The organism is Chryseobacterium sp. FH2, assembly GCF_001045455.1.
Lineage (GTDB): Bacteria > Bacteroidota > Bacteroidia > Flavobacteriales > Weeksellaceae > Chryseobacterium.
This window is the reverse complement of the sequence record NZ_LFNE01000001.1, coordinates 150,956-165,928: the sequence shown is the minus strand read 5'-3', so window position 1 is coordinate 165,928 and position 14,973 is coordinate 150,956. Positions and strand designations below refer to the sequence as shown.

The window sequence follows — 14,973 nt, the reverse complement described above, 5'->3', positions numbered from 1 at the left end:
TAAGTGGTGCAAATATAGGACGAATATTTATACTCCACAAATATTTTTAAGAAATTTTTCAAAAATATTATAATTTCCCTGTAAAGATTTTGAAGATGTCTGTTCCGAAAATCAGTAACATCAAGCCTAACAGGAAGATAACCCCAATCATTTGTGCATTTTCCAACACTTTTTGAGGCACTGGCTTCCCAACAATTATTTCATATAACGTGAAAATAACGTGCCCTCCATCAAGTCCCGGAATGGGAATTAAGTTCAAAAATGCCAACCAAACCGAAAACATTGCTGTAAAACTCCAGAAAGCCGGCCAGTTGATCCCGATACTGCCGTCTGCGGCTTTGTCAACAGGCATGTTTTTTACGATAGCAATTGGGCCACCTACATTTTTATATCCTTGGATTTTAGAATTAAACATAATCTTGAATTGCTTTACCTGCATAGTCAAAGCCTCAATAGTTCTTACAAATCCTCTTGGAATTGCTTCTCCAAAAGTATATTTTTTATCAGTAATTACACTTGCAAGACTCTTTTGATCAACTCCAACACCCAATTTTCCATTTTTGTCAACAGCTGCCGAAACATTTTCCACTTTTCCGTTTCTTAAAACTTCAATATTGATAGTTTTTCCTTTATTTTCATTTAAGGTTTCTCCAACTTCATCGAAGAAGGGAGTCTGTTTTCCATTGATCGAAATTACTTTATCTCCTTTAACCAAACCTGAGGCTTTAGCAGTAGGAGTCACCAAAGAATCAATAACCATTGGGATTCTTGGCGTGATGTATAGTTTTGCCTCTTTTTGTTTTAAAACATCGGCAACACCATCTTTGTTTACCGGGAAAGTAACTTCCTGTCCGTTTCTCAATACAGTTACATTGTCGCCCAAAAGAATATTGATAGAAGCATTTTCCAATCTTTCAGCAGGTTTTCCGTCGATGCTTACAATTTTGTCACCACTTTGGAACCCCATTTTTTTACCGGCTTCAGTTACTCCGATGCCGTTGTTGAATTTGGTAAGGTCAGTATACATTTCTCCATTAAATAAAGAAAGACAACTGTAAATCAGCCAAGCCAGGAAAAAGTTTACCGTAACTCCTCCAAGCATAATAATTAATCTCTGCCAAGCTGGTTTTGATCTAAATTCCCACGGTTGAGCGGGCTGTTTCAACTGCTCAGTATCCATACTTTCGTCTACCATTCCGGCGATTTTTACATAACCTCCGAAAGGAAGCCAACCGATGCCGTATTCTGTCTCACCGATTTTCTTTTTTGCGATCGAAAACCAAGGATCGAAGAACAGGTAAAATTTTTCTACTTTGGTCTTAAACCATTTTGCGGGTAAAAAATGCCCCAATTCGTGTAGAACTACCAAAATAGAAATACTTAATATGAATTGAAAGAGTTTGATTGCTATTTCCATTAATATGTTTTAAATTTTAATTTGCAAAGGTAACAATTATCAAAACTATGCCAAATAAAAAAGCTCCCCGAAACGAGAAGCTTTGTCATATAATGTAATGTTTTTCTACAAATTGAAAGAAACTCCGAGACTGCCATTGTTTCCTACTTCTGCAAAAACTCCGAATTTGTCCGTAAAATAATAACGAGCCCCGATGTGAGCCCCAATTCCGAAATCTTTCCCTAAAACTCCCAAATCAACTCCTGGATAGATGTCCCATTTTGAAGGCAGATCTAAAGCATCCTGCAAGTGGAAATTCAATCTTCCGAAAATAAAAACTCTATTGTCTTTGTCGTTATCTTTATATCCGTCAAAATAGGCATTCAGACCTCCTCCGATAGATAAAAGTTTGTTTAAACCATAATCATAAGTTCCCGTAACTCCCGTTCCGTATCCCCAAGCATTAAGTCCTAACTGAATTTTCTGATCTCCTTTTCCCGTCCAGGCCTGAGCATTTACGGCTGCTCCCAGAAAGATCATCATGAACATAAAAACCAATTTCTTCATAAATTTTACATTTTTAATGTTATTACTAAAAAACATTCGTATCAAAAATAGAACCGAAATCAATGGAAAATCGTATTTTTATTGAAGTTTTTTACCAAAGTTTATGAAAATCACAGGACTGAATTTAGATATTATCTGGAAAAATAAATTAGAAAATTTTGAATTGATAGAAAAACAGCTTCAAAGTCAAGAGGCAGATTTATTTCTTCTTCCTGAAATGTTTTCAACGGGTTTTTGTATGGATGCGGCTGAGGTTTCAGATAAAAATCAGGAATCTTTAGAATTTTTAAAGAGAATGGCGAAAGAAAAAAACGCTGCTTTTTGTGGAAGTGCGCCAATAGAAAACAAGGGTAATTTCTACAACAGAATGTATTTTGTACAGCCTGATTCTACCATTGATTTTTATGATAAAAGACATTTGTTTTCTTTTTCGGGAGAGGATAAAGTGTATACACCCGGAAAAGAGAGAGTAATTGTCAATTATAATGGGTTCAGAATCTTACTGCAGGTTTGTTATGACCTGCGTTTTCCTGTTTTTGCAAGAAATGATGATGATTATGATGCTGTTTTATATGTTGCCAACTGGCCGGAAAAAAGAGTGGGGGCTTGGGAACATTTGCTAAAAGCGAGAGCAATCGAGAATTTGTCTTTCGTTTTTGGTTTAAACAGGATTGGGACAGACGGGAATCATCTTTTTTATCAGGAAAGTTCGCATTGCTTTTTTGCAGACGGAACAGAAATGTCACAGAAAAACGGGAACATTATTTCCGCTGAATTAAATTTGGATGAACTGAAAGCTTTCAGGAACCATTTCCAATTTTTGAATGATAGAGATTCTTTTTCTATTGAATTATAGGTAAAAGCCGTGAAATCTGTGGGAAGTGCAAATAAAAAAACTGTGAAAAATCACAGCTTTAAGAATATTGTTGTAAAAGTTGTGTCAACGTATTGACGTCATGTACACCGCTTTCCTTCCAAAGCATTTCTCCTTTTTTGAAGATAGCCAATGTGGGTACTCCGCGCACTCCGTACTGATTTGCCAAAGCAGGATATTGGTCAATATCTACTTTGATAATCCGGGCTCCTTCACCAATGTTTTCTTTTACAGTTGTCAAAACCGATGACTGAACTTTACACGGCTGGCACCAGGTTGCAAAAAAGTCGATTAAAACAGGTCTTTCTGAATCGATAATTTCTTGAAATTTTTGTGACATAGTTATTATTTTTAATACTTTAAAGTGTAAAGGTTAACGTTAAACTGAATAAACTAAACGCTGATTTTATTTATTTTTAGCTGATTTTTCATCCTGAATGGCTTTTACGTTTTTCCAGCTTGTACCATCATAAGCTTCTATACCATTTTTCTTTAAAATTTCAACAGCTTTATCTGCCTGAATTCCTTTGTTGCAAAATACCACTACCTTTTTACCCTGAAGAGATGGAGCTTTATTCTGAATATCAGCTAAAGGGATATTGATAGCATTTTTTGCGGTTCCTTCTGCATATTGTTCAGGAATTCTTACATCTACCAAAGTCACATCCGAATTGTTGATAACTTCTCTGATGTCAGCTTTTGGCGCTTCTGCTACACGTGCTGTTTTGCAGGCACTTAGTATTAAAACTGATGCAAAAATAATTCCAAAAATCTTTCCTTTCATTATCTGGTTTTTACACTGTTTTTGATTGGCAGACGAAGTCCGAGGTCGGAAATTTTTCTGTTTTTTTGATTCCGTTGAATCCGCCTTCTATTTCAGTAAAATTCCTGATTCCGTGTGAATTAAGGATGCTTGCCGCAATCATGCTTCTGTATCCGCCTGCACAGTGAAGGAAAAAATGTTCTGAATCATCAATTGATTTTACCCAATCACTAATGGTGTCTAAAGGTTTATTAAATGCATTATCGATATGTTCTGCAGAATATTCTGTCAGTTTTCTTACATCTATTACTTTAGAATTTTCTGTGAACTGTTCAGCAAACTCTGATGGGGAAATTCTTTTAACTTCGTCAATTTCCTTTCCTCCGTCTTTCCATGCTTCAAAACCACCTTTTAAATAGCCCAAAACATTATCAAAGCCAACTCTGCTTAACCTTGTAATAGCTTCTTCTTCCGTTCCTTCATCAACGATTAATAGTAAAGGATGTTTTACATCAACGATTAGAGTACCGACCCAAGGAGCAAAATCCCCTTTCAAACCGATATTGATTGAATTGGGAATAAATCCTTTATAAAATTCAGCAGGACTTCTTGTATCTAAAATTAAAGCTCCGGTTTCTTCTGCATATGCCTCGAAATCATCCACAGAAACAGGTGTTAAACCTTTATCCATAACAATATCAAGACTTTCATAGCCGCCTTTATTCATGGCAACGTTCATTCCGAAATATTTTGGTGGAGCAGTTAACCCGTCAAGAACTTCTCTTACAAAAGACTCTTTGTCCGGCTGGTTTAGAGCATAATTGGTTCTTTTTTGGTTTCCTAAAAGATCTACCGTTTCTTTCTGCATATTTTTTCCACAAGCAGAACCCGCACCATGAGCAGGGTAAACGGTTACACTGTCATCCAAAGGCATAATTTTGTTTTGAAGGCTATCATATAAAATCCCCGCAAGGTCTTCTTGGGTAAGATTGGTTGCTTTCTGGGCAAGATCAGGCCTTCCTACATCTCCTAAGAATAAAGTGTCTCCAGTGAAAATTGCTGTTTCAATACCGTTTTCGTCAATTAAAAGATAAGTGGTACTTTCCATTGTATGGCCTGGGGTATGAAGCGCTTTTATTTTTATTTTTCCGATTTCGAAAATCTGATTGTCTTCCGCGATAATTGCATCAAACTCAGGCTGTGCGGTTGGCCCGTATACAACCGGAGCTCCGGTTTTTTTGCTTAAATCCAAATGACCTGAAACAAAATCTGCATGGAAATGTGTTTCAAAGATGTATTTTAAAGTTACATTATCTTTTTCCAGGCGATCCAGATAAGGTTTTACTTCTCTTAAAGGATCTATAATTGCAGCTTCATTTTCTGATACAATATAATAGGCGCCCTGTGCCAGACAACCCGTATATATTTGTTCAACTTTCATTGGCTTTATTTTAAAATTTTAGATAAAGATACGAAGTATTAGATGAATAGTAAATGAAATGTTAAATCTGCTCGATAGTTTCTTTCAATATTGTAGTTTTTTCTCCAAGAAATTTATTCAAGTACTTTATTTTCAGTTAAAAAGAGTGATGTAAAAGAATACTAAATTAGTAGACTGTTTTTTATCATGTTTGGAAAATAGAAAGAATAGTGTACAGTGCTCATATTATATATTTGGTTTTATGATAATTAATAACTGAATTTGTATGAGAATATTATTTCGGAGATTAAATATTTTCTAAAAACTTATATCTTTATGTCTTTAAAAAAATCAAATGGCAGACAAAGCAAAATTTATTGAAGAATTAAATTCTAAATACACTCCGAAAGGAGAACATATTATATTAGGAAAAGCAATGCTGGATGGCGAAGTGGTACCTGAGGTAAATGTTACCATCCCTTTAAAAACTATCAACCGGCACGGGCTTATTGCCGGAGCAACAGGTACGGGTAAAACAAAGACATTACAGGTTTTCGCAGAACAGCTTTCTCATGCAGGAATTCCGTCTTTGGTGCTAGATATCAAAGGGGATTTTTCAGGGATTGCCGAAGCAGGGGTCCTAAGCCCGATGATTCAGGAGAGATATGCTAAAACTCAACTTCAGTATGAACCACAGGCTTTTCCTGTAGAATTAATGACAATTTCAGGAGGAGAAGGGGTGAAGTTGAGAGCAACGGTCACAGAATTCGGCCCCATATTGCTAAGTAAAATTTTAGAATTAAATGATACGCAGCAGAGCATCATGTCGATTGTTTTCAAATATTGTGATGATAAAGGGCTGCCCTTAATTGATTTGAATGATTTGAAAAAAGTTCTGCAGTATGTCACTGAAAATGCTCAGGGTAAAGCTGAGTTAGCTTCCAATTATGGTTCAATTGCTCCTGCTTCTTTAGGGGCAATTTTGAGATCTATTGTTGCTTTGGAACAGCAGGGTGCTGCAAGTTTCTTTGGTGAATTAAGCTTTGATGTTCAGGATTTACTCAAAACAAGAGAAGGAAAAGGAGTTGTTAATATTTTGAGAGTAGCTGATATTCAGAATAAGCCACAATTGTTCTCTACATTTATGCTTTCGCTTTTTGCTGAAATATATATGACATTTCCGGAAGAAGGGGACAGTGGGAAACCTAAGCTTGTCCTTTTCATTGATGAGGCCCACTTGATTTTTGATGAGTCCTCAAAAGCTCTTCTTTCTCAGATAGAAACGATGGTAAAGCTTATACGTTCGAAAGGTGTGGGGATTTATTTTATCACTCAGATTCCGGGTGATGTTCCTGAGAATGTACTGTCTCAGTTAGGCCTGAAGATTCAGCATGCACTAAGAGGTTTTACAGCAAAAGATAAGAAGGAAATCTCAAAAGCAGTTGAAAATTATCCTACTACAGAATATTATAATGCCTCGAGTCTGATTCAAAATTTAGGGATCGGAGAGGCTTTTATTACTGCTTTGGATGAAAAAGGTATTCCAACACCTTTAGTACATACTTATCTAATTTCCCCTGAATCCAGGATGGATGTTTTAAATAGTGCTGAAGTTTCTGCTCTTACAGGCAAATCTGCTTTAGTTGCTAAATACGAGAAAGTAGTAGATACAGATTCTGCCTACGAAATGCTTGTCAGTAGAATGGAGCAGGCGACACAAAATGCTACCCCAAACCAAAAAACAAAACCGGTGAAAGAAGAATCAGGAATGCTTGAGCAGGTATTGCAAAGTAAAGCGGGACGTACTTTTACAAGTACTCTGATGCGTGAAGGAGCAAAAGCAATTTTAGGAATGCTTGGATTAGGAGGAAGAAAGAGATAATTTTATATAAATAAATTTATATATTAGTACTTTCAGGAATGGTAAGCTTTTTGAGTTATTATTTCTGGTTTCCAAATAATGGGGAATGCTGTGTAACAGTTTGAAAACAAAATTATTTGTTTGAAATTGTCACATAGCATTTTCCGGTTTTGAAGTGTTTTTATTATTTGAAATTAGCAAAAAAGCTAATATTAATGGGTGAAAATTATGAAGGAATACAGATATTCCATTAATTTATACCTAATTTTATAATTTGATTTTAATTAAAGAAATTGTACTCCATAATTGATATAGAAAGTAACGGTGCGGGTTACAGAAAAGAAAGTATTATTGATATTGCTATCTACAGATATGATGGGCAAAAGATTGTTGATCAGTTTATTTCCCTTGTTAATCCTGAAGGTGATATCACTCCTTTTGTGCAAAAGCTGACTAATATCACTCCGAAAATGGTTAAAACTGCGCCAAAATTTCATGAAATTGCGAAAAGAGTAATTGAAATTACTCAGAACACAACTTTAGTCGGGCATAATATCGATTTTGATTACAGGATGCTGCGTCAGTCATTCAGCAGGCTTGGTTATGATTTTAAAATCAATACATTAGATACAATTCCTTTAGCTAAGAAATTGATTCCTGACGAGGTAAGTTATTCTCTTGGGAAATTGGTAAAATCACTTGGAATTCCTTTGACGAACCATCACAGAGCGGATGGCGATGCAAGAGCCACTTTAGAGTTGTTTAAGCTTTTAGTTTCAAAAGATACGGAAAATGAGATTATCCAAAAGCAGCATGACGAAACCAATGCAAAGACCTATATTAATAAAATCAAAGTGTTGACTCAGGATTTGCCAAATGAAAAGGGCTTTGTTTATTTTCAGGATGAATCAGGAAAAATTATTTTCTCAGACTATGTTCAGGATATTAATAAATATTCAAAAAAAATTTTCAATTCTAAGTCTAAAAAATGGGAGGAGATTCAAAGGGCAGTTGAGCAAATCAATTTTGAACTCACAGGAACGGATATCATTGCAAAACTTATTTTAAATTCTAAAAATATCAAGAAAAGAGAAGTACTTCCTTTTGGGCTGTATTTTAGAAATAACAAATATATCGTTGAGAAAAATACATTAAATAAAGTAGAGAAACCTATTTTGAAGTTCAGGTCTTTTACACAAGGCTCAAAAGCCGTTCAATTTATCGGAAAAATTGAAGAATATAACGATATCAATGTGTTCAAAAAGAAAATTGATTTCAAAGGAAGAAACGAACTTTGGCTGGGGCAGGGGAGGAAATTAGGTGAAAAATTATTTTTAATTATTGAAAATGGAAAGGTAATTTCTTACGGTTTTTATGAGCTTTTTACACAAATTCAGACACTCAGTAAACTTTCTAAATTAAAAATAGATCTGCTGTTTCAGTCGGCAGATTTGAACAACGATTTACAATTGGCATTGCTTCGTGGTGATTTTGAGACACTACCGTTGCCCAAATAAGAGGGTATTTTTATGATCATGTACGTGTTTTATCAAGAAGAAAATGCTTTTCAATTAATTTTCTCAAAATAAATAGTATTTTTGCAAAAGAATAAAAAAGCAATGCAAAATTTTAAACAAAATAAAACTGGAAAAAAGGGAACTGTTAAGTTTTCTAAAGTTTGGAATATTTGAAAGAGTTGCCTTGCATAAAAAATAATTATTGCGGCAGACTCTTTTCGAAGAATCTGCCTTTTTTTATGTAAAATTGAAATTATGAATTCAAAAGAATTATTAAAGATTGCCAATGAGTTTGGCACACCGGTGTATGTTTACGATGCAGAATCTATTAAAATTCAATACGAAAAACTTACATCTTCTTTTTTAAAACACACAAAGTTCTTCTATGCAGCGAAGGCGTTGACAAACATCAACATTCTAAAGTATGTCAAGAATCTGGGTGCTTCTTTGGATTGTGTATCAATTAATGAAGTGAAACTTGGCCTGAAAGCAGGGTTTCCTAAAGAAAAAATACTATTTACTCCAAACTGTGTAGACTTAGCTGAGATAGAGGAGGCGATGACATTCGGAGTGCATATTAATATTGATAATATCTCTATTCTTGAGCAATTCGGAAATAAATACGGAAACACGTATCCAATTTTAGTAAGAATCAACCCGCATATTTTTGCAGGTGGAAACTATAAAATTTCTACAGGTCATATCGATAGTAAATTTGGTATTTCTATTCACCAGGTTCGTCACATCGAAAGGGTAATGAAATCTACAAACCTGAATGTAGAAGGTCTTCACATGCACACAGGAAGCGAAATCAAAGATCCTGACGTTTTCCTACAGGCTTTGGATATTATGCTGGAGCTTTCTGAGCATTTCCCTAATCTGAAATATCTGGATATGGGAAGCGGTTTCAAAATCCCTTATCAAGACAGTGAAGAGGAAACTGACGTGAAAACATTAGGGAAAAAAGTAGAAAAAGTAATCTCCGAATTTTCGAAATCTACAGGAAAAAAATTCGAATTATGGTTCGAACCAGGAAAATTCTTAGTGGGAAAAAGCGGATATCTATTGGTAAAAGCTAATGTTATCAAGCAAACAACAGCTACGGTTTTCGTTGGGGTAAATTCCGGATTTAATCATCTGATTCGTCCAATGTTCTATGATTCTTACCATGTTATCGAGAATTTATCTAATCCAAAAGGGGCGGAAAGAATTTATACGGTAGTTGGGAATATTTGTGAAACAGATACTTTTGCCTGGGACAGAAAACTGAATGAAGTAAGAGAAGGTGATGTTTTGGCATTCCATAATGCAGGAGCTTACGGTTTTGAAATGAGTTCAAATTTTAATTCAAGATTAAAACCTGCCGAAGTCCTTTTCTTAGACGGGAAAGCTCACTTAATAAGAAAAAGAGATGAATTCGAAGATTTATTGAGAAATCAGATTGAAGTCTTGTAAATTTTATAAGAAAAAAAAGTATCTTTATTCAACCAAAAGATCAAATTTTATGAAAAAAATACTTTTAATATTAACGGTTTCAATTTTCACATTTTCATTTTCTCAACAGAATAACACGAATATAAAAGTTGAGGTTAATAAAAATCAAATCGAAAAAGTCTATCCAAAAGGTCTTGACAGATTTGAAAAGGATTTGGCCGGAAACCTACAATATACGGCAAATGAATATCAGGTTTTGGGTGATTTTAAATTAAATTTTACTGTAGATAAAAACGGTAAAATATCAGATATAAAAATTTCTCCGGAAGTTTTTGATACATCTTTTGAAAAGGAAGTAAAAAGAGATATTTCAAGAATGGCAAAACATTTCGCTTCTGCTCAAAAAGAGAATATTTCTGTTGATTTAAGCTTTTCAAGAGGATATAATCCTCTCGATAGCAGAATAAATTACGCTTCCTCTAACAAATAATTAATAAAAAAAATAGTAGAAGACTTTGCAATGTAGCAAAGTCTTTTTTGTTTGCAGGTAAATTTTAATACTCAGGAATCTTTAAAACATTTATTATTCCCTAAATTTGATAGAGATATATTTTTCAAGTAAAGAAATGTCTTTATCAAACCATATTCACATCCGTTTTTTTTCGAATATAATTTAACCACCAAAAAAATATTAATTATGGCTAAAAACATAGCTGAGCAAATTGTTGAAATGCTCGAAAATGCAAATGTGAAAAGAATTTATGCGGTAACCGGTGACAGCCTTAATCATTTGAATATTGCCGTTAAAAAAAGCAGTATAGAATGGATTCATGTAAGGCATGAGGAAGTTGGAGCATATGCAGCCGCAGCAGAAGCAGAGCTTGATGGTTTTGCGGTATGTGCGGGAAGCTGCGGACCGGGACACGTTCATTTGATTAATGGAGTTTATGAAGCGCATCGTTCTCATGTTCCGATGTTGGTCATTGCTTCCACGATTCCGAGTGAAGAAATGGGAATGGATTATTTTCAGGAAACCAATACCACAAAATTATTTGATGATTGCAGTCACTATAACCAAATGATTACAAGGCCGGAACAGGTTCAGAGGACGGTTCAGACTGCCATTCAGCATGCGATTTCTAAAAAAGGAGTTGCGGTAATCGGTCTTCCGGGCGATGTTTCTGAATTGGATGCTGAAGAAGCGACAACTTCCAATAAAATATTTAAAACCAATCCGGTTATTCGCCCGTCTGATGATGAATTGAATCAATTGGCAAGTTTAATCAACGAAAGCGAAAAAGTTACCATTTACTGTGGTATTGGCGCCGAAAACTCCAATGCTGAAGTAGTACAGCTGTCAAAATATTTAAAATCTCCGGTAGGATATTCCTTCCGCGGAAAAATGGCGATTCAGCCCAATAATCCTAATGAAGTGGGCTTGACGGGACTTTTAGGGCTTCCTTCTGCATATCATGCTATGCATGATGCGGATTTGTTGATTCTTTTGGGAACGGATTTTCCTTACCAAAAGTTTATGCCCGTTAAGAATAAAATTGTTCAGATTGATGAAAGTCCCGAACGGCTAGGCCGAAGAGCTAAGCTGGAATTGGGATTGGCAGGAGATGTTAAAGAAACTATCAAAGCTTTATTGCCATTATTAAAAGAAAAAACAGACGCTCATTTCCTAAATCAGCAATTGGAATTTTATGAAAAAGTAAAACAAACTCAATTTACCTATGTAAAAGATTTTGGGAAAGAAAATGCAATTCAGCCGGAATTTGTAGCACATACATTAGATAGGTTAGCTAAAAAAGATGCAATTTTTACCGTAGATACAGGAATGTGCTGTGTTTGGGGAGCGAGATATATTACCGGAACGGGTGAACGTAAAATGTTGGGTTCATTCAATCACGGTTCAATGGCGAACGCAATGCCTATGGCAATTGGTGCATCTTTGGCTCATCCCGGCAGACAGGTGATTGCGATGTGCGGAGATGGAGGTTTGTCTATGTTATTAGGAGATATGGCAACGATTTTCCAATACAAATTACCTGTAAAGCTGATTGTTTTTAACAACAGGGCGCTGGGAATGGTAAAATTGGAAATGGAAGTTGGTGGAATGCCCGATAATGAAACAGACATGATAAATCCTGATTTTGGAATGATAGCGCAGGCCATGGGGTATCCTGGAAAAAATGTTCATAAACCCGAAGAGGTTGAGGCTGCTATCAAAGAATGTCTTGAGTACAACGGACCTTATTTATTAAATATTTTTACCAATCCAAATGCCTTGGCTTTACCTCCAAAAATTGAATTCGAACAAGTCGTAGGGATGACAAAATCTATGGCGCAACTTATGCTTGGAGGTAAAATGGAAGAAGCCTTAGATACGGTTAAAACAAACTATAAACATATTAAAGGATTGCTATAATGAGTGCATCTCTGAAGAAATTCTACATCATAGCCTGGATTTTCGGGCTTGTTTTTTACTTTTTGGATTATGTCATCAGGTCTGCTCCGGCAGTAATGATTCCTGAATTGGTCAATAATTTTGATACCACTGAACTGAAATTGATCAGCATGGTGGGAACGTATTATTACACCTATTCCACATGCAGTCTGATTGCAGGAATCGCTTTAGATAAATTTGGGGGTAAAAAGTCTCTTTTTGTAGGAGCATTGGTTTTAGGAGTTGGTTGTTTATTATTCTTAATTTCAAGCCAGGTAGCGGGCGTTTCAGGAAGATTAATGCAGGGTGCGGGTTGCGCTTTTGCTTTTCCCGGCTGTGTTTATCTTGCAAGTAAAGGTTTTTCTTCAAAGTCTTTGGCGACAGCCATCGGAGTTACTCAATGTATCGGGATGTTGGGCGGAACTGCTGGTCAGTTTATTGTAGGGCCTTGGGTTGAGGAAGGGATAAATGTTGATACTTTTTGGCTAGGTTCAGGAATTGTAACTATTATTACAGCTTTCGGCCTGTTTTTCATTATTCCTAAAGAAGAAAAAGCTGAAGAACCTACAGAATACGGAACCAAACCTATCGGCTATCTAGAACCTTATAAAATCGTTTTTAAAAATCCTCAATCATGGCTCTGCGGAATTATTTCCGGGTTGTTGTTTGCTCCCACCACCATTTTTGCAATGACTTGGGCCGTGGCATTTTTTGAAAAAGATAAAGGATTTGTTTTTCATGAAGCTGCAATTACCAGTGCGATGGTTGCCTTCGGATGGGTTTTTGGATGTCCGTTATTGGGTTTTATTACTGATAAAATTGGAAGAAGAAAACCTGTATTAATTGCTGGTGCAGTTTTAATGATCATCAGTTTGCTGCAATTAATTTATCTTCCCGATTTGTATCCTGCAAAAATCAGCATGTTTATTCTCGGGTTGGGTTCCGGAGCGGCTATGATTCCTTATTCTGTTATTAAAGAGGCCAATCCTGATTTTGTGAAAGGAAGTGCAACAGGAGCAATTAATTTTATCACTTTTGGAGTAACAACTTTATTGAGTCCTGTTTTTAGTAGATGGTTTGGTAAAAGCTTGGATATTTCTGCGGGAAATTTACATTTTCAGCATTCTGTTCTATTTTGGGTTTCAGGAATTGTTTTGGCAATTTTGGTTTCATTAATGTTGAAAGAAACGGGCAGCAAAGCTCAAGCCGGCATTTAAATACTTAATTAATTTAAATTAAAATTTCTTCGAAACTTCGCTCTTTAGTGAAGTTTCTTTTATTTTTTGGCGTAATTTTGGGTTTTATAAAGTTGAACAAAAATAATATACTATGAAAGCGATAGCATTATTTATAGGGCTTTTTGTGGCAAATTTTACGTTTGCACAAACAGATTTAGAAGATAGAGATGATTCTTTTATTGTTGAGAACAATAAAAACCTTCTAAAAATAGATATTAAAGAACCATTTTTACAAGTTGCGGTGAAGGGGTGTAGCGATTTTAAACCTGCGGGTTTTGAAGGTGGGGCTGCTGCATATAAAGAATTGTTAAGAAAATATATGTATACCTATCTTAATTCTGAATTTTATACATTGACTGGAGATTTTACTTTTACCCTGACGATCGATGCAACAGGAAAAGTGATTGATGTTTCGGGTGATCCAAAGGTTTTAAACAGTGATGTTTTCTTTGATGATATGCAGTATGTGGTGAGAAGAATCAAGAGAAACTGGTCTCCGGCAACATGCGGTGGGGAACCTATAAAATCTGAAATGAAATTAAAGATGAGTTTTTCATCGATGTCTGCCGATATGTAATCTTTATGAAAAGATATATTTTAATGCTATTTTTGTTTTTCGCTGGTTTTAAAGGATATTCGCAGGATTTCCAATTGAAAAATAAATCTGTTACAACTTCACAAAATGCAGAGTTTCCGGGAGGAGATGATGCTTTCACGAAAGAATTTTTAAAAATGATTCATGCTTATATTGATTTGAATAAATATGCGGTGAACGGACAATTCGTATTCGTATTTGATGTGAATGAAAACGGTAAAATCAGTAATCTTGATGTTCTTCCTAAGGTAAAAAACAGTGAAATGTTTATTGAAGACATGGATTTTGCTATCAAAAAAGTAAAAAGAAATGGAAGCCAGCCATAAAAGACGGGAAACCCGTAGTTTCTAAGAAAGTTATTAAAATCAATTTTACAACAGACCATTTTGACCATGGAGATTAAGAAAGTTTTTATGTTGATTTAATTATAAGAAGGATTAATGTGAACAATTTCGTTTATCTGCAAAATATCCAAATGGAAGTATGGGTTTTGAGAAACATTTTCAGGATAATTTCATGGCATTTTTTACTTATTATCATATTATTGCAGTATTAATTTATAGTTTTATATAAGTCAAAGATATAAATATTGTTGATCCGGGAATCTATCCCATAATTGATAATTAAATTTTAATGAAGCTTTATGAGAACTCTGGCAAGATGTAAAAAGAAATGAGGAGCAGCTTTATATACAAATATCCGTATTAAATAAAGGATTTCATTTCCAATGGATTTTTCAACAGCATTCAATGAAAGATAATCCTGCCATTCTGTCACAATATTTTGTATCTTTGCAAACTAATCTACTTTTAAAGTTCAGGAATTTATTTTTTGAGCCTTAATATGTTGAATATTAAAC

14 protein-coding genes are annotated in these 14,973 nt (G+C 35.0%); 9 read left to right on the top strand and 5 right to left on the bottom strand.

The window, feature by feature from the left end:
- Positions 1-67: 67 nt before the first annotated feature.
- Positions 68-1,417 carry an RIP metalloprotease RseP gene (rseP, locus tag ACM39_RS00805; protein ID WP_048509121.1) on the bottom strand — a complete coding sequence of 450 codons (1,350 nt, stop codon included), beginning with the start codon at positions 1,415-1,417 and terminating at the stop codon, positions 68-70.
- A 105-nt stretch (positions 1,418-1,522) separates the two neighbouring features.
- The gene (locus ACM39_RS00800) at positions 1,523-1,963 is read right to left on the bottom strand and encodes a DUF6646 family protein (protein WP_048509120.1); all 441 of its coding nucleotides are present in this window, start codon (positions 1,961-1,963) and stop codon (positions 1,523-1,525) included.
- A 103-nt stretch (positions 1,964-2,066) separates the two neighbouring features.
- On the opposite strand from ACM39_RS00800, the gene ACM39_RS00795 reads away from it, so the two are divergent.
- Positions 2,067-2,819 (top strand): nitrilase-related carbon-nitrogen hydrolase, encoded by a 753-nt coding sequence (locus ACM39_RS00795; RefSeq protein ID WP_048509119.1) that lies wholly within the window; start codon positions 2,067-2,069, stop codon positions 2,817-2,819.
- A 58-nt stretch (positions 2,820-2,877) separates the two neighbouring features.
- Here the strand turns inward: ACM39_RS00795 and ACM39_RS00790 are convergent, their stop codons facing one another.
- The 3 genes from ACM39_RS00790 to ACM39_RS00780 form a co-directional block, all read right to left on the bottom strand.
- Positions 2,878-3,177: a thioredoxin family protein gene (locus tag ACM39_RS00790; RefSeq protein ID WP_048509118.1), complete on the bottom strand. Its 300-nt coding sequence runs from the start codon at positions 3,175-3,177 to the stop codon at positions 2,878-2,880.
- Between the two features lie 66 nt (positions 3,178-3,243).
- A complete protein-coding gene (locus ACM39_RS00785) occupies positions 3,244-3,621 on the bottom strand; it encodes a rhodanese-like domain-containing protein (RefSeq protein ID WP_048509117.1) in 378 nt (125 codons plus the stop codon).
- Between the two features lie 10 nt (positions 3,622-3,631).
- Entirely contained in the window at positions 3,632-5,041 is a 1,410-nt protein-coding gene (locus ACM39_RS00780) for an MBL fold metallo-hydrolase (RefSeq protein WP_048509116.1), read from the bottom strand.
- Positions 5,042-5,375: 334 nt separating this feature from the next.
- Here ACM39_RS00780 and ACM39_RS00775 point away from each other — a divergent pair, with 334 nt between their 5' ends.
- From ACM39_RS00775 to ACM39_RS00740, 8 genes are all read left to right on the top strand, one after another.
- On the top strand, positions 5,376-6,902 hold the full coding sequence (locus ACM39_RS00775; protein WP_048509115.1) for a helicase HerA-like domain-containing protein: 1,527 nt from the start codon (positions 5,376-5,378) through the stop codon (positions 6,900-6,902).
- Between the two features lie 272 nt (positions 6,903-7,174).
- The gene (locus tag ACM39_RS00770; protein WP_048509114.1) at positions 7,175-8,398 is read left to right on the top strand and encodes a PolC-type DNA polymerase III; all 1,224 of its coding nucleotides are present in this window, start codon (positions 7,175-7,177) and stop codon (positions 8,396-8,398) included.
- A gap of 255 nt (positions 8,399-8,653) precedes the next feature.
- Entirely contained in the window at positions 8,654-9,853 is a 1,200-nt protein-coding gene (lysA, locus tag ACM39_RS00765) for a diaminopimelate decarboxylase (protein ID WP_185097438.1), read from the top strand.
- 49 nt (positions 9,854-9,902) lie between these two features.
- Positions 9,903-10,322, top strand: a complete 420-nt coding sequence (locus ACM39_RS00760; protein ID WP_048509112.1) for a hypothetical protein — start codon at positions 9,903-9,905, stop codon at positions 10,320-10,322.
- A gap of 207 nt (positions 10,323-10,529) precedes the next feature.
- Positions 10,530-12,263 (top strand): thiamine pyrophosphate-dependent enzyme, encoded by a 1,734-nt coding sequence (locus tag ACM39_RS00755; protein WP_048509111.1) that lies wholly within the window; start codon positions 10,530-10,532, stop codon positions 12,261-12,263.
- Entirely contained in the window at positions 12,263-13,498 is a 1,236-nt protein-coding gene (locus ACM39_RS00750; protein ID WP_048509110.1) for an MFS transporter, read from the top strand. Before ACM39_RS00755 ends, ACM39_RS00750 begins: the two co-directional genes overlap by 1 nt.
- A 112-nt stretch (positions 13,499-13,610) precedes the next feature.
- The gene (locus ACM39_RS00745) at positions 13,611-14,096 is read left to right on the top strand and encodes an energy transducer TonB (protein WP_048509109.1); all 486 of its coding nucleotides are present in this window, start codon (positions 13,611-13,613) and stop codon (positions 14,094-14,096) included.
- Between the two features lie 5 nt (positions 14,097-14,101).
- Positions 14,102-14,440, top strand: coding sequence for a hypothetical protein (locus tag ACM39_RS00740; RefSeq protein WP_048509108.1), 339 nt, complete (start codon positions 14,102-14,104; stop codon positions 14,438-14,440).
- Positions 14,441-14,973: the final 533 nt, after the last annotated feature.